This window comes from Priestia sp. FSL R5-0597 (genome assembly GCF_038006305.1).
GTDB classification, from domain to species: Bacteria; Bacillota; Bacilli; order Bacillales; family Bacillaceae_H; genus Priestia; species Priestia zanthoxyli.
In genome coordinates, this window is the sequence record NZ_JBBOUZ010000001.1 from 266,948 (window position 1) to 289,093 (window position 22,146).

Genomic DNA, 22,146 nt, shown 5'->3' on the forward strand with positions numbered 1-22,146 from the left:
CCTTGTGCAAAATGGGCTTTTTTTGTGATGTTTTCTTCCGGAATTTGAGGATAAAACCATATCTTTTATCCATATTTTTTGAAAACAAAAAACGTGATGAAAAGTTCGGTTTTCCTTTCATTTCACCCTCTTAGTTTTGTTATAATGAACAAATGGACGAGCGCGAACTTTTAAGTGTAAAGAAATGGAGGAACCTATATGTATGATATTAAAGAGTGGAGACATGTCTTTAAATTAGATCCTAATAAAGAAATTTCAGATGCAGATTTAGAAAAAATTTGCGAATCCGGCACGGATGCGGTTCTTGTTGGAGGATCAGACGGAGTAACTTTAGACAATGTGCTGCAGCTGTTAATGCGTATTCGCCGCTACACGGTGCCGTGTGCGCTAGAAGTATCAACAATTGACTCTGTAACGCCTGGTTTTGATTCTTATTTCATTCCGACCGTTTTAAACAGCAAGGATCCAAAGTGGATTGTTGACTTACATCATGCGGCGATGAAGGAATACGGTGAAATCATGGACTGGGATGAAATTTTTGTAGAAGGATACTGCGTACTTAACCCCGAAGCAAAAGTAGCTGCGCTAACGGAAGCGAAAACCGATTTGGATGCAGAAGATGTTGTAGCGTATGCTCGCATGGCTGAACGCATGTTTCATTTGCCCGTTTTCTATCTAGAATACAGTGGAACATATGGAGACCCTGCATTAGTGGCAGAAGTGAAAAATTCGCTAAATGAGACGAAGTTATTTTACGGCGGCGGTATTGAGACAAAAGAGCAAGCAAGTGAGATGGGAGAGCTAGCTGATACAGTTATTGTAGGAAATGTTATTTATACAAATTTATCGGAAGCATTAAAAACGGTAAAAGCGGTAAAAAAGAATATTGCACAGTGAAAAATAAATAAAGTAGAATAGAGAATATATGTTCGATATAGGCGGTGAAAACGTGAATTTTTTAAGTGAAAAATTATTAACAGGATTAAACCCTCAGCAGCAAGAGGCAGTTAAAACAACAGACGGACCATTATTACTTATGGCCGGTGCAGGAAGTGGGAAAACACGCGTATTAACGCATCGAATTGCGTTTTTAATGGCGGAAAAAGAAGTTGCACCTTGGAATATTTTAGCTATTACCTTCACAAACAAAGCAGCTCGTGAAATGAGAGAGCGTGTGGCAAGTATCGTTGGCGGAGTGGCAGAAGATATCTGGATTTCAACGTTCCACTCGATGTGCGTACGTATTTTACGAAGAGATATTGATCGTATTGGCTTTAATCGCAACTTTACGATTTTAGATTCAACGGATCAGCTGTCCGTTATTAAAAACATTTTAAAAGATCAAAACATCGACCCAAAAAAATTCGATCCGCGCTCGCTATTAGGAAGCATTAGTTCAGCTAAAAATGAACTGAAAGTAGCGGAAGAATTTGATAAAACAGCAGCAGGACCATATGAAGAAGTTGTAAGTAAAGTCTATAAAGAGTATGAAAAGCGTTTAAAGAAAAACCAAGCGCTCGATTTTGATGATTTGATTATGACAACGATTCAGTTATTTAAACGAGTTCCTGAAGTGTTAACGTACTATCAGCGCAAGTTTCAATATATTCATGTGGACGAGTATCAAGATACAAACCATGCACAATATATGCTGGTTCGCTTGCTAGCCGCACGATTTGAAAATGTATGCGTAGTAGGGGATTCAGATCAGTCTATTTACCGCTGGCGCGGGGCTGATATTACAAATATCTTGTCATTTGAAAAAGATTACCCAAAAGCCAAAACCATTTTGCTTGAACAAAATTATCGTTCAACGAAAACGATTTTGGCTGCGGCAAACGGCGTCATTGCAAACAATATGAATCGTAAAGTGAAAAACTTATGGACGGAAAACGATGAAGGCCAGAAGATTTATCATTACCAAGCAATGAGTGAGCATGATGAGGCACAGTTTGTAGCACGTAAAATCAAAGAAGCAGTAGACAGCGGCAAACGTAAATATAGCGATTTTGCCATTTTGTATCGTACAAATGCACAGTCGCGTGTAATGGAGGAAGTACTGCTAAAATCCAATATTAACTATACGATTGTCGGCGGGATTAAGTTCTACGACCGCAAAGAGATTAAAGATTTGCTTGCGTACTTGCGCTTAATTGCCAACCAAGATGATGACATTAGCTTAGCTCGTATTGTGAACGTTCCAAAACGCGGAGTTGGAGCTACTTCAGTCGATAAAGTAGCCAATTACGGAAACGTTCATGACATTTCTATTTTCAAAGCGCTTGATGAAGTAGAATTGATGGGGTTAACGGGTAAAGCAACAAAAGCACTTCGTGATTTCCAATCCATGATTTCAAACTTAGCTCAAATGCAAGACTATATGTCTGTAACAGAGCTTGTGGAACAAGTATTAGAAAGAACAGGGTACCGTGAAGCGCTTAAAGTAGAAAAAACAATTGAAGCACAAAGTCGCTTAGAGAATATTGATGAGTTTTTATCTGTTACAAAAACGTTTGAAGAAGCAAGTGAAGATAAGAGCTTAGTAGCATTTTTAACCGATTTAGCGCTTGTTGCTGATATCGATAAGCTTGACGACGAGGAAGAAGAAGAGAACGAACAAGTGATTCTGATGACGCTTCACTCAGCAAAAGGTCTAGAGTTCCCGGTTGTTTTCCTAATGGGTATGGAAGAAGGCGTATTCCCTCATAGCCGATCGTTATTCGAAGATAATGAAATGGAAGAAGAACGACGCTTAGCCTACGTAGGGATTACACGTGCTGAACAAGAATTGTATTTATTAAATGCTCAAATGCGTACACTATTTGGTAAAACAAACGTCAATCCAAAATCGCGCTTCATTGGAGAAATCCCAAGCGAGCTTGTGGAATCTTTAAATGAAACGATGCGCAAGCCTGCTGCTGGTCGTTCAGGGGCTTCAGCTTCGCCGTTTGCAGCGCGCCGACAAGCGGCCGTGGCAAAAACGAAGCTTGTATCAACGGGCAGTGAATCGATTGGATGGAGCGTTGGAGATAAGGCCGAGCATAAAAAATGGGGAATTGGTACAGTTGTAAGTGTAAAAGGAGAAGGAGACTCAAAAGAATTAGACATTGCTTTTCCTAGTCCTACAGGTGTAAAAAGACTGCTTGCTAAATTTGCCCCGGTTACGAAAGTGTAATCGTGAAAAGGAGCTAGAATATGGAGTTTGAGACAGCAAAATCACGAGTTCAAGAATTACGTGACTTATTAAATCAATATGGTTATGAATATTATGTGTTAGATCAGCCATCTGTTCCAGATGCAGAATACGATAAATTAATGAATGAGTTAATTGAAATAGAAGAATCGTTTCCAGAATTAAAAACAGCTGACTCACCTACTCAGCGCATCGGTGGCCAAGTGCTCGATGCGTTTGAGAAGGTTCAGCATCAAACGTCTATGCTAAGTTTAGGAAATGCATTTAATGAAGAAGACCTTCGAGATTTTGATCGCCGAGTGCGCCAAGCCGTTGAAGACGAGTTTTCTTATGTATGCGAACTTAAAATTGACGGCCTTGCTGTATCTCTTCGCTATGAAGATGGATACTTAGTGCTGGGTGCTACGCGCGGAGATGGTACGACTGGTGAAAATATTACTGAAAACTTAAAAACAATTCGCTCGATTCCACTGCGAATTAAAGAACCGTTATCAATGGAAGTTCGCGGAGAAGCATTTATGCCGAGGAAATCATTCGAAGCACTTAATGAAGCAAAAATGGAAAGAGATGAAGTTCCGTTTGCTAACCCCCGTAACGCAGCTGCTGGCTCACTGCGTCAGCTAGATCCTAAAATTGCGGCAAAACGTAATTTAGATATCTTTGTCTATGCCATGACTGATACAGGAGAATTAGAAATCGACTCTCACAGCGAAAGTTTGAATTTACTCGATGATCTTGGCTTTAAAACAAATAAAGAAAGACAGACGTGTGAAACCATTGATGATGTGATTGCTTATATCGAAAGCTGGCAAACGAAACGTCCAGAACTATCTTATGATATTGATGGCATTGTTGTAAAAGTAGATTCATTTGATCAGCAGGCTGAGCTTGGAACAACGGCCAAGAGTCCACGCTGGGCTATTGCTTATAAGTTTCCTGCTGAAGAAGTTGTAACCAAGCTTGTAAATATTGAGCTGACGGTAGGCCGGACAGGTGTCATTACGCCAACAGCTATTTTGGAGCCGGTTCAAGTAGCAGGTACGACGGTACAGCGTGCGTCTCTTCACAATGAAGATTTGATTCGTGAAAAGGACATTCGCATCGGAGATTATGTCGTGGTGAAAAAAGCAGGAGATATTATTCCTGAAGTAGTGAATGTGATTGAAGAGAAGCGAACGGGAGAAGAGCAAGAGTTTACGATGCCTACTCACTGCCCTGAATGTGAAAGTGAACTGGTACGTTTAGAAGGAGAAGTTGCGCTTCGCTGCATTAATCCAAGCTGTCCTGCTCAAATTCGTGAAGGACTTATTCATTTCGTGTCCCGCAATGCGATGAACATTGATGGACTTGGTGAAAAAGTTATATCACAATTATTTCGTGAACAGTTAATTAAAGATGTAGCAGATATTTATACGCTGACAAAACAGCAGTTAATCGAGCTTGAGCGCATGGGTGAGAAATCTGCTGATAATTTGATTGCGGCCATCGAAGCTTCTAAAGAAAATTCACTTGAGCGTTTGCTTTTTGGTTTGGGCATTCGCCACGTTGGAGCAAAAGCTGCAAAGACGTTAGCTCAGCACTTTGAAACCATAGACAAGTTAACAAAAGCAACGTATGATGAATTAGTGGCAATTAATGAAATTGGTGCCAAAATGGCTGATGCTATTGTCGCTTACTTTACACAAGAAGAGGTTCAAGAACTTATACATGAATTAAAAGAGTATGGAGTAAACCTTACATACAAAGGACCCAAGCTTGTAAGTGTAGAAAATGTAGATTCTGTTTTTGCTGGTAAAACCGTTGTATTAACAGGTAAGCTTGAACAGCTATCTCGCAATGAGGCAAAAGCACAAATTGAAGCACTTGGCGGTAAAGTCACAGGAAGCGTAAGTAAAAAGACAGACCTTGTTGTGGCAGGGGAAGAGGCTGGTTCCAAACTGACAAAAGCTAACGAGCTTGAAATTGAAGTATGGGATGAAGCAAGGCTACTTACGGAACTAAATAAATAAGAGGTGTGTGTAGTTGAAAAAGATATTGTTACTTTCTCTTGCGGTCATGCTTGTAACTTCAGCGTGTGCACCGAAGCTTTCGGACGATAAAGAGACTGTTCAACAAACCAACAACAAGAAAGAAAAAGCAGTTATTCCGAAGTATAGTATTTCAGACGATTATTACCGAACAATTCTTCCATTTAAAGCGGGAGTGGCAAGAGGCTTAGTAGCAGCAAACTTAAATAACCGCTTGGATGCGCAAGAATTTGAAACAGGCTTAATGCGCTTATCGACAGATAGCTATTCTCCGAAAAAATATGTGTATCAAGAAGGCCAGTATCTTGATAAAGATACTATTCGCTCATGGTTAAGCCGTAAGCTGAGTGATAAACAGTTTAAAGATCTTCAAAGCAAAGCAAAAGATGATACGGCGAAAAAGAAGCTTAAAAACACTGGGTTAAACCCAATTGATACAGAAAAAGGCGATTTGAAAACTCGTAACGAAACAAGTCCAATGTACTTAGCGAACATTACTGAACAAGACTACCTTATTCAAGACGGAGACGACAAGGTAAAACTTGGAGGCGTCACAATTGGCTTAGCGATGAATTCTGTTCATTATTATACAGAGGAAAATGGTTATGCACGTGAAGTGAAGCTTACAAATAAAGAGATTGAAGCGCAAGGAAAGCAAATGGCAGATGAAATTGTTAAGCGTATGCGCAACATCAAAGGCTTAGAAAATGTTCCAGTTCGAGTAGCATTATTCAAACAAAGTGCTAAGTCCTCTTTAACACCGGGTAACTTTATAGCTGTCGGAAATGCAGGTTCAAATGATACGGCCGTTGGCAGCTGGGATAATTTAGACGAGCAATATTATTTATTCCCATCATCAGATGCAACAAAAGATCACCGAGATGATGCGATGAAGTTTGATGAGTTTAAAGCGCAAATCGAAGACTATTTCCCAAACTTTACAAGCGTAGTAGGGAAAGGGTATTACAAAGATGGACAGCTTCAAAAAATGACGATTGATATTCCCGTACAATTTTATGGAAAAGGTGAAATTGTAGGATTTACTCAGTACGTTGCTGGTTTAATGCTTGATCATTTCCCTTCATATATGGAAACGAGTATCTCTATTAACTCAGTAAGCGGACCGGAAGCTCTCATTGTTAGAAAAGCAGATGAAGACAAGCCGTTCGTTCATATTTACGAAGAGTAAGCAAAAAAAGACACTGCTCAAGCAGTGTCTTTTTTTAATTCTATGAAATTGCCTCCTATGAAGAAATGGCGTGAGAATTTTGTCTCGTAAACTTAGCAAGATAATAAGCAGCAAATGCAAATGCATCTTGTTCGGTTGTCCGCTCTTCATACGGGCGTTTTTTATCCAGCTCAAATTCTTTCTGATAATAAGGGATGTGATCTTGAATATAGTGACGCAGCTCGTGAAAGATGGTTTCAACAAGCGGAAGGTAGTCATCAAATTTAAAAATAAATATAATGCCGACTTCTCGCCAGTAAACACCTGAGGCAAACTGCAGGTATTCTGCTTCTTCTTCTCCGAGAGCGGAGACAATTTTATTGGCTTCACATGAATCACAAAAAATGATAGGAATATGAAAGGCTTTATTTAAACAAGCAAAAACATCTTTTTGCAAGGTGGATAAATCCCACTTGAATTCTTCATCTAATACAAACCATCTTCCGCTTTGCTGATACACAGGGCGCTGGTGGATGACTGACTGTATAAGTATTTTATTCAATTTTTATAGCACCTCTTTTACGGTAAAGTAGTTATTCGTTTTCTTTACTTTCCCAAAGACTAGTGAAATTAAAACATGGTGGTGTGTTCTTCTAAAGCATGTTTCTCTTTCTATCTATCTTTTCTAAAAAGAAGGTTATTTTATACCTATGCAAGAGAGAAATATTTTATGACGAAGGAAAAGTATGGAATGTTGTTTGAATGAAATAGATTTGGTATAAAATAGAAGTGATAAATGTAAGCCCTGTCTTGTCTGGCGGGGTTTTTAATATTTTAGGAACTAGTCTCAGAAATGTTGCCTGTTGCTAGTGAAGTTTGGTATTATCAGTATATTGTAGTGGGACGAATATTCGGAGGTGAAGGAACATGTCAAGAATTTCTGTTGATCAAGTAAAACACGTTGCAAACTTAGCGAGACTTGCGGTGACGGATGACGAAGCAGAACTATTTACAAAACAATTAGATGCTATTATTACATATGCAGAACAATTAGATGAGCTAGATACTACAAATGTAAAACCAACTTCTCACGTATTGGATATGAAAAACGTGATGCGTGAAGATAAGCCAGCTAAAGGCTTACCAATTGAAGACGTAGTAAAAAACGCGCCAGACCACAAGGATGGCTACATTCGAGTACCAACTATTTTAGAATAAGGAAGGAGGCTTTACGATGTCTTTATTCGATCGTAAACTTTCAGAACTACATAGCCTTTTACACAAGAAAGAAGTACGTGTACAAGATTTAGTAGACGAATCATACAAACGTATTAATGAAGTAGATGATAAAGTAGGTGCGTTCTTAGCGCTTAATGAAGACAATGCTCGTGCTTATGCAAAAGAGCTAGATGAAGCATTACAAACAAAAGATGAATTTGGCCTATTATTTGGTATGCCGATCGGTGTAAAAGATAATATTGTCACAAAAGATTTACGTACAACTTGCTCTAGTAAAATTCTAGCAAACTTTGATCCGATTTATGATGCAACAGTTGTTCAAAAACTGCAGGCAGCTGAAGCAGTAACAATCGGTAAATTAAATATGGATGAATTCGCAATGGGTTCTTCAACTGAAAACTCAGGTCTTCAGTTAACGCGCAACCCATGGAATTTAGATTACGTACCGGGTGGATCTAGCGGTGGTTCAGCTGCAGCTGTAGCAGCAGGCGAAGTTCCGTTCTCTTTAGGTTCTGATACAGGTGGTTCAATTCGTCAGCCAGCTGCTTATTGCGGTGTTGTTGGATTAAAACCAACGTATGGTCGCGTATCTCGTTACGGATTAGTGGCATTTGCATCTTCTTTAGATCAAATCGGACCAATCACAAATTCTGTTGAAGATAATGCATACTTACTTCAAGCAATTTCAGGCGTAGACCCAATGGATTCTACTTCTGCTAATGTTGATGTACCGGATTATGTATCTGCTTTAACAGGTGACGTAAAAGGCCTTAAAATTGCTGTTCCAAAAGAATACTTAGGCGAAGGTGTGGGCGAAGAAGCTCGCCAGTCTGTTTTAGATGCACTAAAAGTGTTAGAAGGACTAGGCGCAACTTGGGAAGAAGTATCGCTTCCACACTCTAAATACGCATTAGCTACGTATTATCTATTATCTTCTTCTGAAGCGTCTGCTAACTTATCTCGTTTTGACGGCGTTCGCTACGGATACCGTACAGATAATGCTGAGAACTTAATCGAAATGTACAAGCAGTCTCGAAGCGAAGGCTTTGGAAACGAAGTAAAACGCCGTATCATGCTTGGGACATTTGCGTTAAGCTCTGGTTATTATGATGCTTACTACAAAAAAGCACAGCAAGTACGTACGTTAATTAAGCAAGACTTTGAGTCTGTATTTGAAAACTATGACGTTATCATTGGACCAACTACACCAACTCCATCATTCAAAATTGGTGAGAAAACAGATGATCCATTAACAATGTATGCAAACGATATTTTAACAATCCCAGTAAACCTTGCTGGAGTACCTGGTATTTCTGTGCCTTGCGGCTTATCAAATGGATTGCCATTAGGGTTACAAATTATCGGTAAGCATTTCGACGAAAGCACAATCTATCGTGTTGCTCATGCATTCGAACAAGCAACTGAGCATCATAAAGCGAAACCAGCACTGTAAGGGGTGAGATAAAGATGAACTTTGAAACGATTATTGGTCTTGAAGTACACGTTGAGCTTAAGACAAAATCTAAAATTTTCTCAGCAAGTCCAAACGCATTTGGTGCGGCTCCAAATGCTAACACAAGTGTAATTGACTTAGGTTATCCTGGCGTACTACCTGTGTTAAACAAAGAAGCAGTTGATTTTGCAATGAAAGCGGCGCTTGCGCTAAACTGTGAAATCGCAACAGATACAAAGTTTGATCGTAAAAACTATTTCTATCCGGATAACCCAAAAGCTTATCAAATCTCTCAATTTGATAAACCAATTGGCGAGAACGGTTGGATTGAAGTAGAAGTGAAAGGTGAAACGAAGCGCATTCGTATTAACCGACTTCATTTAGAAGAAGATGCTGGTAAGTTAACGCATACAGGCGATGGCTATTCACTAGTAGACTTCAACCGTCAAGGTACACCTCTAATTGAGATTGTATCGGAAGCAGATATGCGTTCTCCTGAAGAAGCATATGCTTATTTAGAAAAACTAAAATCAATCATTCAATATACAGGCGTATCTGACTGTAAAATGGAAGAAGGTTCACTTCGCTGTGATGCCAATATTTCTTTACGTCCAGTTGGACAAGAAGAGTTTGGTACAAAAGCTGAGCTAAAGAACTTAAACTCATTTAACTATGTGCGCCGCGGTCTTGAACACGAAGAAATTCGTCAAGAAAAAGTGTTATTGTCTGGTGGCCTAATCGAGCAGGAAACACGCCGTTTTGATGAGTCTACGGGTGAAACAATTCTGATGCGTGTAAAAGAAGGATCTGACGACTACCGCTACTTCCCAGAGCCTGACTTATTAGAATTACACATCGACGAAGAGTGGAAAGAACGCGTTCGTGCTTCGATTCCTGAACTTCCAGATGCTCGTAAAAAGCGCTATGTAGAAGAGCTTGGCTTACCTGCTTATGATGCAATGGTATTAACGCTAACAAAAGAAATGTCTGATTTCTTTGAAGCAACACTTGCTGCAGGCGGAGATGCTAAGCTATCTTCTAACTGGTTAATGGGCGAAGTTTCTGCTTACTTAAACTCAAATCAAAAAGAACTTTCAGATGTAGCATTAACACCTGAAGGTCTAGCTGGTATGATTCAATTAATTCAAGAAGGTACAATTTCGTCTAAAATTGCGAAAAAAGTATTCAAAGAATTAATTGAAAATGGCGGAGATGCAAAGAAAATTGTAAAAGAAAAAGGTCTTGTACAAATTTCTGATGATGCAACTTTACGTAAATTCGTAACAGATGCATTAGATGCAAACCCTCAGTCTATTGAAGATTTCAAAAACGGTAAGGATCGTGCAATCGGCTTCTTAGTTGGTCAAATTATGAAAGCTTCAAAAGGTCAAGCGAACCCACCGATGGTTAATAAAATTCTTTTAGAAGAAATTAATAAACGCTAAATTTGATAACTAAATGTGAGGTGGGTATCCATCTCACATTTATTATGAGTAAGGGCGATCGCGCTGAAGGTATGAATAAAAACCGAAACGTGAATATTGTATATCAAGGTTAATTTCTTTATAATATGTTTGTTCATGCCCCCTCTTGTTGATGATGTAATGTGAGGGGGCATTCTTTCACTGATAAAAGTAGGCAAAGATTTGTGACAAATTATCATTATTAGGATGATGAATATGAAAAGAGCGAGAATTATTTATAACCCGACATCGGGCCGTGAAATTTTTAAGAAAAACTTACCGGAAGTTTTGCAAAAGCTAGAGCAAGCAGGCTACGAAACATCTTGTCATGCTACAACTTGCGCTGGCGATGCAACAGAAGCTGCCAAAGTAGCAGTAGAGCGCCGCTTTGATGTTGTAATTGCAGCCGGTGGAGACGGTACCATCAATGAAGTCGTAAACGGTATTGCCGGACAAGACTATCGTCCGCAGCTAGGTATTATTCCTGTTGGAACAACCAATGACTTTGCTCGTGCCATTAATGTCCCGCGTACAATTGAAGGCGCTGTTGATGTTATTGTAGAAGGTGTAACGAAGCCAATTGATTTAGGCTGTGTAACAAACGACGGAGAAACGCATTACTTTGTAAATATCGCCGGAGGCGGCCGTTTAACTGAATTAACGTATGAAGTGCCAAGCAAGTTAAAAACAATGCTTGGACAGCTAGCTTACTATTTAAAAGGCATGGAAATGCTTCCTTCTATTAAACCAACATCCGTTGAAATTGAGTATGACGGAAAATTCTTTGGCGGCGAGATTATGTTCTTCCTCGTTTCCTTAACGAACTCAGTCGGCGGTTTTGAAAAGCTGGCACCAGACTCTTCTTTAGATGACGGCATGTTTGATTTAATTATTTTAAAGAAAGCAAATTTAGCTGAGTTTATTCGAATTGCGACACTTGCGCTGCGAGGAGAACATATCAATGATCCTCATATTATTTATACAAAAGCGAACCGTGTTAAAATTCATACGAATGATAAAATGCAGCTAAATCTAGATGGCGAGTACGGTGGGTTATTGCCTGGGGAATTTGTAAACTTATATCGCCATGTAGAAATCTTTGTTCCAAAAGCAACAGCTGAATTGATGGAAAAAAATGAGATCGCCTAATTGCGATCTTTTTTCATGCTTTCCTTTGTTTGGCTTTCGCTCTTATGGTACAATCAGTTCAGCATTTTCAAATGACTAAAAGGATGTAACGATAAATGGAAAAATTAAAACCACCTGTAGAAAAAAATGAATATATAGATGTTGCGTTTGAAGATTTAACGCATGACGGAGCGGGTGTAGCGAAAGTGAACGGATTTCCTATTTTCGTTCAAAATGCGCTGCCCGGCGAAAGCGGCCAAGTAAAAGTCATTAAAGTAAAAAAAGGCTATGCGTTTGGCAAGCTTATCAAGCACCATACAATTAGTGAGCAGCGTGTTGAAGCACCCTGTCCGGTATACAAGCAGTGCGGAGGCTGTCAGCTGCAGCATGTAAGCTATGAAGGACAGCTGCAATTTAAACAAAAGCAAGTAAAAGACGTCATGGCGCGAATTGGCCATTTACCTGACGTTCCGGTACATTCGACGCTAGGAATGAACGATCCTTGGCGCTATCGAAACAAAGCTCAAGTTCCCGTAGCAGAGCGAGAAGGCGGTTTGGTCGCTGGATTTTATCAGCAGCGAAGCCACGATATCATTAACATGGATGCCTGTTTGATTCAGCAGCAGGCAAATGATGATGTTGTTCAAGCTGTCAAATCAATCTGTGAAAAGCATGGGGTTTCTGCTTACCAAGAACAAAAGCATAAAGGCTCGCTTCGTCATATCATGGCGCGCTACGGACTTGTAACGGGTGAAATTATGGTTGTAATTGTGACTCGTACAGCTGAGTTGCCAAACAAAAAGCGTATTATAGAAGACATTATCGAAGCCGTGCCGAACGTGAAATCAATTGTTCAAAACGTCAACAGCAAGCGCACGAACGTCATTTTAGGGAACCAAACGAACGTACTTTGGGGAGAAGAATATATTTACGACTATATCGGCGACGTTAAATTTGCCATTTCAGCAAAATCATTCTATCAAGTAAACCCTGAGCAAACGAAAGTGCTTTATGACAAAGCGCTCGAGTATGCAGATTTAACAGGAGAAGAAACGGTCATTGACGCCTACTGTGGAATCGGAACAATCTCGTTATTTCTCGCTCAAAAAGCGAAAAAAGTATATGGCGTTGAAATCGTGCCTGAAGCGATTGAAGATGCAAAGCGCAACGCTGAGCTAAACGGTATTCACAACGCTGAATTCGAAGTAGGCGAAGCAGAGGTCGTCATTCCAAACTGGTACAAACAAGGCATCAAAGCGGACGTCATCGTCGTAGATCCACCGCGAAAAGGATGCGACGAAGCCCTTTTAAATACCATCATCGAGATGAAGCCGAAAAAAGTTGTCTATGTTTCATGCGGACCAGCAACTCTTGCGCGTGATCTAGCTATTCTAGAAAAAGGCGGCTATGAGACGGTTGAAGTTCAGCCTGTTGATATGTTCCCGCATACGACGCATGTGGAGAATGTGGCGGTGCTTACATTAAAATAAGAAAATTGTTTGAAACACCACTATCATTAGGAATGGTAGTGGTGTTTTATATTGGCTTTTATTTTTAATACAGTACGGAATATACTAAAAGATTTATAGAGAAACAAATAAAAGCAATTATAAATGGGAGTAAAAAGATTCCTAAATATACATAAGGCAAAATGGAGGAAGCAAATTGATTACGTGGGAAACGGATGAAAAAGAGGTAAGTTTAGAAACCATTTTGAATGTAGAAAAAGTATGGGATGTATTGTTTCCAATCGACTTTATTGAATGTGTAACAAAGTATCATGGTGGAGAACCTTCAGCTGATGGATTTAATGTTGGACAGAGAGAATGTTCTTTTTACCACTTACTAAGTTTTAATCAGGAGAAAAAGGATTACATTTTAAACGTGTATCATGATATTAAATACCAGCTAGTTGATGGTATTTACCCATTTGGATATGACATAGCGGATAATCATGTATGTTTTGACTACCGTTCTAACTCTCAGCGGCCTATTATCGTTTTTATAAATCATGAACTAGCATATGAGAATCCTGAAAGCAGTATTTTTTTCGTCGCCCATTCATTTGAAGAATTTATTAACGGTTTATATGAAGAAGAATAAAATTAAAATAACTTTCCACCAAGAGGCTGGGACAAAAGTATTTTAACCCAAGTAAAAAACGAACCATTAATTAACATGTTTGATTCGTGGTTTATTTTTTTGTTAGGGCAAATAAGTGTCGTCTGTTTCGTTCCTTCTAGCAGTTGATTGGAGGGCAAGGCGAAGACTCCTGTGGGAAAAGCGGAACAGGTGAGACCCCGCAGGAGCGCAAGCGACGAGGAGGCTCAGCGGCCGCCCGCGGAAAGCGAAGTCTTGCACGGAAATCAACTGCGGTTCCATACAAGCTCATCTATACTAGTTGTTCGCCTTTAAATCAGATTCATTTCATTATGATGTCTCAACTTCTTTTAGGTTAAATAAGTACGGAAAAGGTAAAGTTAGCATTTTTATACCAAAAGCAGCAAAAGCTTGATATAAAAGCATTATTCGCTTGTATGTCCGTTTTATTTTGCCGTTTGTCCACCCCACCAACACAGCAAATTTCTGAATATACTTTTTTTAAGGTTTTCAATATTTTAGGAATTATAATAAAGAAGCAATAAATGAAAACATTATATTTGTGGTAAGAGGTGAAGGGACATCATGTATAGAGCAATTGCTATTATAGCGGGTTCTGTGTTAATTGGATTTGCATACAATTGGTTTTTAATCCCCCATAAAGTGCTAAGCAGCGGCATTAGCGGTATTGCTATGATTATAGGAATTTTAACGCCTGCAAGCACGGGAACAATGAATTTTTTGTTGAATTTACCCCTTTTAATTATTGGTTTTATGAAGTTAGGAAAGCGGTTTGTTTTACATACGCTGCTGTCCGTTGTGGCTTTATCAATTGCTTTATACGTGATTCCCTTGAGAGCTGTGAGTACAGATCCTATTCTGTCAGCTGTTTTTGGAGGAGTTTTAACTGGAATTGGCGTAGGGTTTGTTTTTCGTCAGTCAGCCTCAACAGGTGGATTTGATATTATTGCGATGCTTCTTACGCATAAAAAAGAATTTCCGCTTGGCGCTATATTATCAGCGATGAATGCCGTGGTCGTATTTGTTTCAGGTTTCTTTGTGAATTGGGACGCGGCTTTATATACGATGCTTTCGATTTTCGTCACAGGAAAAGTAGTGGATGCGATTCATACTCGCCACATTAAGCTCACGTTAACCATTATTACGAGAAAAGGCGAAGAAATGAAGCAGCAGCTTCTTACGAATTTGGTGCGCGGTGTGACGTTAATGAACGGTGAAGGAGCTTATTCAAGAGAAGACCGTAAAATATTAATGACGGTGATTTCACGCTATGAGCTTGCAAACCTCAAGCAGTTAATTCAATCTGTGGATCCTGAAGCTTTCGTAAATATTACGGAAACGGTAGAAGTAATGGGGCTGTTTCGACGGGATGCCTATTAATATATTTGTTATTTCAGCGCCGATTTATGATAAATAGCCATTTTTATAGTATAAAAGTTATAAAAAAAGCCTTAAGAGTAGTTCTTGAGGCTTTTTTTGCGTAAAATATGAGTAAGAAAATATCGTGTATGAAAAGTATAAAAAAGGGAATTTGATAGAGTACATAAAATATTGACATCAAAAAGGAGAGACTATATGACGGTAGAATATCAGTTAACGAAAAAGAAATATTACGAAACGTTTATGCAAGAAAATGAAAATCAGCCGCCTGTAAAAGTCCTTGGACAAGCTTATTACGAAGAGCAGCAAAAAGAGTGGTACGACTTATCGCTCATTCGCTTAGCTCAGGGAGAAGTGTACTTCCACAATCAAGATTTTGAATCCGCGATTTTTAAGTGGGAGAATGTAAATGGCGACTTTAAGCTGTGGGCGAAGAAAAATACAGCCGACGCACATTATGAATTGGGGTTGTCTACGCTCGCTGAAGAGCTTTACCTATCCATCGAAACGGATTCAAAAGTATTAAAAGCTGAAATAGCGCTAAAGCTGTTTTCGCTTTATACGGACCATAACAATATTGAACGAGCTTATGAAGTTATTAACGAGCTGGTTGCTTCTCAGCCGGATTATCCAAACGTCACGGCGATTGCGCGAAGATTTTATGAAGAGCAAGAAGATTTTAATAGCGCAGTGGAGCTTGCAGTAGATGAGTGTATTCGAACAGAATCGCTGAATTGGTTTGCGGTATTAAAGACTTACGTAGATAAAGGATATACAGCAAACTTTATCCCTAACTATTTTTATCAAGTGATGATTTCATTTTACAAAGTGGACCAAGTATATTTCAAACAGCTTGTCTCAGCTTTATGGAAACAATATAAGAGTCAGCCTCCTTATCTTGCTTGGATTAAAACCATCAATGATATTTTCTTGAATATTGAAGTGGGTCTCTATGATTATTGGCAAGAGATTTCAACTCTTTATCAAGAGACGTACACTGACTTAATGGAAAGTGATCATTCTGTAAAGGAATTGCATGAAGTCATTCCGAACGTATTAACAAACTGGCTTAAAATTACTAATAAGTCACGTGCGTTATTTCCGTCTGCGGCCGTGCTTTCATGGAATGAAAAGTTTCCGTCAACTATTGATACCATTACAATCGAAAATGCAGGCAGATTAATTTTTGAGGCGCGTAACGACATTGATGGTCTTGAATATCACTACAAACTTTGCCATGGCATTATTAAATGGGCTAATGAAAATGGTTTAGAAGTGGGGCACACCTTTAAATGGTGGGTAGACTTTTTATTAGATGCTCATACGACACACTTATTAATTACAGGAACAAATGCTGCAACGTCTTCATTTGTGGGATCGATTACAGAAGAAAAGGTACCGCAAAATCATGAAACAACCTTTGTGTTCATTCATGATGAAGAAGAATCTATCCAGCAAATCGCTGATCAAGAAATCATTCCGATGGAAACGATTGACGGAGCGGAGCAATCTTCTCACCAGGCGCTTGTAGAAGTGAAAAAACCTTTTGCGTTCCTTGATAAGCATAATTGTTCATGCATTGTTACGCCAAGCTTTACAGAACAAGAGGCGCGTGAGCAGGATGCATTTAAATATGCTCCTTTAGCAGATGGTTTACTGTTTGTGCTTGATGCAAAAGAATCGCTGCTTGATGAAGAAAGAGAATTATTGCTGGAGATTAAAGAATATGCGCCAAATACGCCAGTTCATTTTGTCATCAACAATATGGACAGTCTTTATAATCAAGCAACGATTGAGCGAATTACAAAAGAATTTGAGGCAAGCATTGGCGCTGATTTCCCGCAGGCGCATGTATTAGCCTATACGCCTCACTACGTATCGAGTCAGCACCACGGAGACTTGGCTCAGTTTATTAAAGCTAATTTCTATTACGATCCAAACGACGTTGGAGTAGAAGAGCGTGCGCGCAGACTGCTGTTCTTTATTCAAAGCATGCTAAAGGGCTTAGTGGAGAAGAGAAATCACACAGAAAATCATTTGATTGAAAGTATTAAATGGAACGAAGATATGCTTGTGCGATTAAATGGCTTCTTGCATCGAGTGGATGACTTAGAACAAGAAAAAGCAAGTAGTATTGTTTCGGCTTATCACGGCATCAAAGAGGATATCAGCAAAAAGCTAAAAAATAAAATTCCTCGTTTACTCAAAAAGTCTTCAGAATTAGTGAAGGAAGACAGTGATTTTAGTACGGTTCATATTGAGCTGAATAAACAAATGAATATGCGCGTGGAAGAGCACTTGCAGCAAGATGTCCTACCTAAGTTCCGTATTTCTTTAAAGGACTGGATTGCTACATCAAATGAAGAGCTGATTGCGAGTCAAGTAGATATTGAAGAAGTAGCAGAGTCATTAAATAAGATGTACAATGAGCAAAAATTAACGTTAGCCTGCGATTTTAAAGTGCTGGACGACTGGCGCCGCGACGTTAATCGTATGGCTAATCGGGTTCAGCTGGATGAAGAAAATATTTTACTTCGCGTTAATCCAACGCAGCTTTTGTTAAAAGGAGCAGGGAAACTGTTTTCTTCCATTCTTCAAAATCAAACGCTGCTTTATAATCAATATAAAAAGTACATTGAAAGTCAAGACTATCAAGATATCACAGAATCTATGCTGGCAAAGTTTTTTATGCAATTTAATTTATTTGAGAAAAATTTAGAAGTTGATATTGAACTATTCTTTGAAAAGCCAAAAGAGGTTCTAAAAGAAACGATTGAAGAAACACAGGCGCATATTAATGAAAATCAAGACGTATTAAGTCATATGAAAGCCAATCCTGAAGCTTACTATGATCCGTTAACATTATTCCAGCTTCGCTTGCGTCAGTATGATTTAATGGTTAAAGCTACAGAAGAAGTACACTATAACGTCTAAAAGGTGGAGCAGGATGTATTTAACGATAAAAGAAGCAGCAGAGTATCTATCTTTTCCTGAAGAATATGTACAGAAATTGATTCAAGAAGGAAAAGTAAGGGCTATATTTGATGGTGAAAACTACTTATTAAATAAAGAGCAGTTTAACACTCATTTAGAGCAAATGGAAAAGTATAAAAAACAAATTGAAGAATACCTAAATGAGCCAATCCCTGAAGATATGGACGTAAAAGATGAAGATTGAAGGCCGAAGCAGAAAACAGATGTTTTCTGCTTTTTCTTTTGGAGTGAAAGTGTTAAAAAAGGTAAGATATGAAAGAAATGTCGAAAAAAGTTGGAATTTCGTTAAAGATGTAGTCTTTTTAGATGCTTTTTTTATATAATGAAAGTATGCTAAACAAAAAGGAGAAGGTCTATGCAACGATCAAGACAGTTAAGGCTGATTTTATTGCTTGCCCTGATTGTTGTCGCTTCGTTTTTAATTATTATTGTTTCGAAAACACAAGGGATTATAAGTCAGCAAACGACAAAAAAAGTAGAAAACACAAGCGTTGCAATTCTCACCTCTGATGTACTGACAGATCAAAGCTGGGGCAGTCTAGCTTATAAAGGAAAAATCAACATCGAGCAGAAGTACCCCGTTTCGGCTCAAGTTATTAGCGAAGTAAATACGAACCAAAAAATGAAGGAAGCTGCTGAAAAAGTTATTCAAAATGGAACAAAAGTCGTAATTGGACATGGAAGAGAATTTTCTACCGTTTTTACAGAACTCGCTCCTAAGTATCCTCATGTTCATTTCGTCACCATTCACGGTACTTCACGTTATAAAAACCAAACTGTATATACATTTGATCAAACAAAAATAGAGTATCTGGCAGGCACGGCAGCTGCCATGAAGACAAAAACGAAAAAAATTGGATTAATTGATGCATTTGAAGCACGCGAAAAAAATCCAGGGTTTGAAAAAGGCCTAAAAGCGTCTGATTCCTCAATTGCTTTTTATTATCGAGTGGTAAACAGCCGAGACGATGGAGCAAAAGCAGTAAAGCTGCTCCGTGAGTTAAAAGATGAAGGCGTCGATATCGTCTATGCTAAAGGAAATTCATATAATCAAGAAGTGATTCAAGAAGCGAAAAAACAAAAAATGTACGTAATAGGATATTTAGATGATCAGGCGTATATGGGGAGGTCTGTTATTTTAACAAGTGTGATAAATGATGTTCCTCAAGCTTACAACGCGATTATGAAAGACTATTTTAGTAAAAAGGGCCTTCGATCTGGAGAAGTCAAACTTGATGCCCGGGATGGTGTTTATAAGCTTGCGCCTTTTGGACCAATGTACAGTAAACAAGAAAAACAAATATTATATTCGAAAGTTAGAATGTCTACACAGCCGAAGTAACTATGAAAAAGAAAGAGATGATTATGAATCAATTATTTCGCAACATGTCATTCCGTAGCCAAATATTAACGATTCTTCTTTTGATTACATTCATGTTAAGCGGGTTCTCTTTAGTTTTAGTGCATGCCATTGATAAAATGAATCATGTAAGCAACGAAATTAAAGATGAAGATGTTCCTCAAATGGTGTGGCTTTCTTATTGGGAAGAGCAGCTGAACATAAAAGAATACATTGTGAAAAATAATCTAAAGAACCCCACTGTCTCTTTGATAGAAGAATATCAATCATATGATACACGAGTTATTGAAGACAATGAAAAGTATAAGCAGCCTGTGCCAAAATCGTTGATTCCACTGAAGGAAAAAATTGAGCTGCTTGATTTCAAGATTTCTAATAACGTGCAGGGACTGCTGAAGTACGGAGATATAGAGGGAGCAAAAGAGTATCTTAAGAGAAATTATTTGCCGGATCTGCATCAGATAAAAAAAGATATTAATAGTTCAAAAGAAGAGACGGTTGATTCACTTGATACACTATCAGATACACTGTCTGTCATTATTAAAGATTCATTAATTTTACTATTAATTTTAACAGTAAGTGCTATTGTGGCTTCTCTTTATGTTTCTTATCGTATGAGTGCAAGCCTTACGAAACCAATTGAACAAATGATTGAAAAAGTGAATGATATTGCAGACGGAGAATACGGTCTTGTTCTTCAAGACACAAAGCAAATCGAGCTGAAGCAGCTTTCGGCTTCTATCAATCAAATGTCGGTTAGTTTAGAAGATTCATTTTGGAAAATCATTAAAGATAAAGCATATCGCCAGCAGATCTTAAATTCACTGCCTGTTGGAATTATCACAATAGAAGATGAGACAAATAGTATATTTGCTAATACCTCAGCAAAACAGTTTTTAGATCTCGATGAAAAGGATATTTGCCGGTATATGAAGGAATGTCCTGAATATAATACTGAATTTTGGAGCATGTTGAATTCGGGAGAAATTCACGAAAATAAAAAAGTATTATTTGGAACGAAAGAGACGTGCTATTGCTTTTTAGCCTCTCAAACGCAGCTGTTTAATGAGAAGAACGAAAGCATTGGAAGGATTTTTTATTTCATTGATATATCGGATACCGAAGAATTAGAAAAGCGAATGCATCAGTCTGAGAAACTTGCCTTGGTTGGAGAAGTGGCAGCCGGAGCTGCTCATGAGATTCGTAATCCTCTTGCCGTGATTCATGGATTTATATCTCTTATGAATCAGTCTCTTTCTGATGAGGAGAAAAAGCGTTTTTACCTGCCTCTGCTTATGAAAGAGCTAGAGAGGATCAATTACATCATTGAAGAAATGCTGTTGTTATCAAAACCTGGGACTCCGGTGATGAAAAAAGTCAGCATGCAGGATATTATTAATGAGTTATTGCCTTTGATTACTCACTCAAGCAAATTTACAGAAAAAGATAAGCTTATTTTCGATGTGAATTTGCAGCCGCATGTATTAAAGGTAGATGAAAAACAAATCAAACAAGTTCTTCATAATTTAATTCGAAACAGTATGGAAGCCATGGATGGAGAAGGAGTCATTACAATCTACTCGCAGGTTCATGAAGATAGCTACTGTCTATACATTGAAGATACTGGAAAAGGTATTCCGGTTCATATGCAGCAGTCGCTGTACCAGCCTTTTTCCACTTCGAAGGATAGCGGCACAGGTCTTGGTCTGCCCATTGCTCAGCGTATTCTAGAAAGCCACGGAGGACAGATTAAATTATTATCTACTTCTTCCCGCGGCACAGTTTTTGTTATTAAATTTCCTCTACATTAAGAAAACAGCCTCAAAAGGGCTGTTTTTTAATGTGCTGTTAAAATAAGAGGACCGTTTTTCGTAATCGCAAGCGTATGTTCAAATTGAGCGGATAATTTACCGTCTGTTGTACGAGCAGTCCAACCGTTTTTATCCATTTTAGAATGCCATGTACCAGCGTTTACCATTGGCTCAATTGTAATAACCATACCTTCTTTTAAACGTGTACCTTTGCCAGCTTTTCCGTAGTGAAGAATTGTAGGCGCTTCGTGCATGGTATTTCCAATTCCATGTCCTGTGAAGTCGCGTACGACAGAGAATTTTTCGCCTTCTACATAGCTTTGAATAGCGTGGCCGATGTCACCTGTACGGTTTCCTGGCTGTGCTTGCTCGATTCCTTTTAAAAGCGCTTCGTATGTAACATCTACTAGACGCTGTGCTTCGTCTGAAATGTCTCCAACGGTATGAGTCCATGCAGAATCTGCTAAGCCTCCGTTTAAATTTACAACCATATCAATGGTTACGATATCCCCGTCTTTTAACGGTTTAGTTGTTGGAAAACCGTGGCAAATTTCATCATTTAAAGAAGCGCACGTTGCATATTGATATCCTTTGTATCCTTTTTGTTCCGGCGTTGCTCCGTGCTTTGCTAAGTACTCTTCAACAAATTTATCAATTTGCATTGTTGTTATGCCTGGTTTGATCATTTTAGCGATTTCTTTATGACAAGAAGCTAATAATTTACCTGCTTCGTGCATTAAATTAATTTCGCGTTCACTTTTTAATGTGATCATTGTTGTTCACTCCTTTTTTGATGTAACTTTACGAAA

Annotated in this window: 18 protein-coding genes; 16 read left to right on the forward strand and 2 right to left on the reverse strand. The window is 38.6% G+C overall.

The genetic code is table 11. From position 1 onward, the window contains the following. Nucleotides 1-198: 198 nt before the first annotated feature. The 4 genes from MKX72_RS01490 to MKX72_RS01505 are packed head-to-tail and all read left to right on the forward strand — an operon-like array spanning nucleotide 199 to nucleotide 6,409. Entirely contained in the window at nucleotides 199-897 is a 699-nt protein-coding gene (locus MKX72_RS01490; RefSeq protein ID WP_033580830.1) for a heptaprenylglyceryl phosphate synthase, read from the forward strand. A 52-nt stretch (nucleotides 898-949) separates the two neighbouring features. Beyond that, nucleotides 950-3,175, forward strand: a complete 2,226-nt coding sequence (gene pcrA, locus MKX72_RS01495) for a DNA helicase PcrA (protein WP_028412524.1) — start codon at nucleotides 950-952, stop codon at nucleotides 3,173-3,175. Nucleotides 3,176-3,195: 20 nt separating this feature from the next. Beyond that, nucleotides 3,196-5,202 (forward strand): NAD-dependent DNA ligase LigA, encoded by a 2,007-nt coding sequence (gene ligA, locus MKX72_RS01500; protein WP_028412523.1) that lies wholly within the window; start codon nucleotides 3,196-3,198, stop codon nucleotides 5,200-5,202. A gap of 13 nt (nucleotides 5,203-5,215) precedes the next feature. Then, the gene (locus tag MKX72_RS01505) at nucleotides 5,216-6,409 is read left to right on the forward strand and encodes a CamS family sex pheromone protein (RefSeq protein WP_155008610.1); all 1,194 of its coding nucleotides are present in this window, start codon (nucleotides 5,216-5,218) and stop codon (nucleotides 6,407-6,409) included. Between the two features lie 55 nt (nucleotides 6,410-6,464). Here the strand turns inward: MKX72_RS01505 and MKX72_RS01510 are convergent, their stop codons facing one another. After that, the gene (locus MKX72_RS01510; protein ID WP_047751762.1) at nucleotides 6,465-6,950 is read right to left on the reverse strand and encodes a DUF3920 family protein; all 486 of its coding nucleotides are present in this window, start codon (nucleotides 6,948-6,950) and stop codon (nucleotides 6,465-6,467) included. 365 nt (nucleotides 6,951-7,315) lie between these two features. Between MKX72_RS01510 and gatC the strand changes: the two genes are divergently transcribed. From gatC to MKX72_RS01570, 12 genes are all read left to right on the forward strand, one after another. Further along, the gene (gatC, locus tag MKX72_RS01515; RefSeq protein WP_013055055.1) at nucleotides 7,316-7,606 is read left to right on the forward strand and encodes an Asp-tRNA(Asn)/Glu-tRNA(Gln) amidotransferase subunit GatC; all 291 of its coding nucleotides are present in this window, start codon (nucleotides 7,316-7,318) and stop codon (nucleotides 7,604-7,606) included. A gap of 16 nt (nucleotides 7,607-7,622) precedes the next feature. Continuing rightward, nucleotides 7,623-9,080 carry an Asp-tRNA(Asn)/Glu-tRNA(Gln) amidotransferase subunit GatA gene (gene gatA / locus MKX72_RS01520; protein ID WP_013055056.1) on the forward strand — a complete coding sequence of 486 codons (1,458 nt, stop codon included), beginning with the start codon at nucleotides 7,623-7,625 and terminating at the stop codon, nucleotides 9,078-9,080. A gap of 14 nt (nucleotides 9,081-9,094) precedes the next feature. After that, nucleotides 9,095-10,525 carry an Asp-tRNA(Asn)/Glu-tRNA(Gln) amidotransferase subunit GatB gene (gene gatB / locus MKX72_RS01525; protein WP_013055057.1) on the forward strand — a complete coding sequence of 477 codons (1,431 nt, stop codon included), beginning with the start codon at nucleotides 9,095-9,097 and terminating at the stop codon, nucleotides 10,523-10,525. A 234-nt stretch (nucleotides 10,526-10,759) separates the two neighbouring features. Beyond that, nucleotides 10,760-11,692 carry a diacylglycerol kinase gene (locus tag MKX72_RS01530; RefSeq protein ID WP_028410196.1) on the forward strand — a complete coding sequence of 311 codons (933 nt, stop codon included), beginning with the start codon at nucleotides 10,760-10,762 and terminating at the stop codon, nucleotides 11,690-11,692. Between the two features lie 95 nt (nucleotides 11,693-11,787). Next, nucleotides 11,788-13,161 (forward strand): 23S rRNA (uracil(1939)-C(5))-methyltransferase RlmD, encoded by a 1,374-nt coding sequence (gene rlmD, locus MKX72_RS01535; RefSeq protein ID WP_047751760.1) that lies wholly within the window; start codon nucleotides 11,788-11,790, stop codon nucleotides 13,159-13,161. 175 nt (nucleotides 13,162-13,336) lie between these two features. After that, nucleotides 13,337-13,774 (forward strand): SMI1/KNR4 family protein, encoded by a 438-nt coding sequence (locus tag MKX72_RS01540; RefSeq protein WP_047751759.1) that lies wholly within the window; start codon nucleotides 13,337-13,339, stop codon nucleotides 13,772-13,774. A gap of 143 nt (nucleotides 13,775-13,917) precedes the next feature. Then, nucleotides 13,918-14,130, forward strand: a complete 213-nt coding sequence (locus MKX72_RS01545) for a hypothetical protein (protein ID WP_080963428.1) — start codon at nucleotides 13,918-13,920, stop codon at nucleotides 14,128-14,130. Nucleotides 14,131-14,356: 226 nt separating this feature from the next. After that, nucleotides 14,357-15,172 carry a YitT family protein gene (locus MKX72_RS01550; protein WP_013055060.1) on the forward strand — a complete coding sequence of 272 codons (816 nt, stop codon included), beginning with the start codon at nucleotides 14,357-14,359 and terminating at the stop codon, nucleotides 15,170-15,172. A gap of 195 nt (nucleotides 15,173-15,367) precedes the next feature. Next, nucleotides 15,368-18,106, forward strand: coding sequence for a GTPase domain-containing protein (locus MKX72_RS01555; protein WP_155008611.1), 2,739 nt, complete (start codon nucleotides 15,368-15,370; stop codon nucleotides 18,104-18,106). A gap of 13 nt (nucleotides 18,107-18,119) precedes the next feature. Then, a complete protein-coding gene (locus tag MKX72_RS01560; protein ID WP_013055062.1) occupies nucleotides 18,120-18,350 on the forward strand; it encodes a helix-turn-helix domain-containing protein in 231 nt (76 codons plus the stop codon). A gap of 171 nt (nucleotides 18,351-18,521) precedes the next feature. Next, complete coding sequence (locus MKX72_RS01565) at nucleotides 18,522-19,508, forward strand: BMP family ABC transporter substrate-binding protein (protein ID WP_033580822.1); 987 nt, start codon at nucleotides 18,522-18,524, stop codon at nucleotides 19,506-19,508. A 23-nt stretch (nucleotides 19,509-19,531) separates the two neighbouring features. Beyond that, a complete protein-coding gene (locus tag MKX72_RS01570) occupies nucleotides 19,532-21,337 on the forward strand; it encodes an ATP-binding protein (protein WP_155008612.1) in 1,806 nt (601 codons plus the stop codon). Between the two features lie 26 nt (nucleotides 21,338-21,363). On the opposite strand, the gene map is transcribed toward MKX72_RS01570, so the two are convergent. Next, entirely contained in the window at nucleotides 21,364-22,110 is a 747-nt protein-coding gene (gene map, locus MKX72_RS01575; RefSeq protein WP_025752900.1) for a type I methionyl aminopeptidase, read from the reverse strand. Nucleotides 22,111-22,146 lie beyond the last annotated feature (36 nt).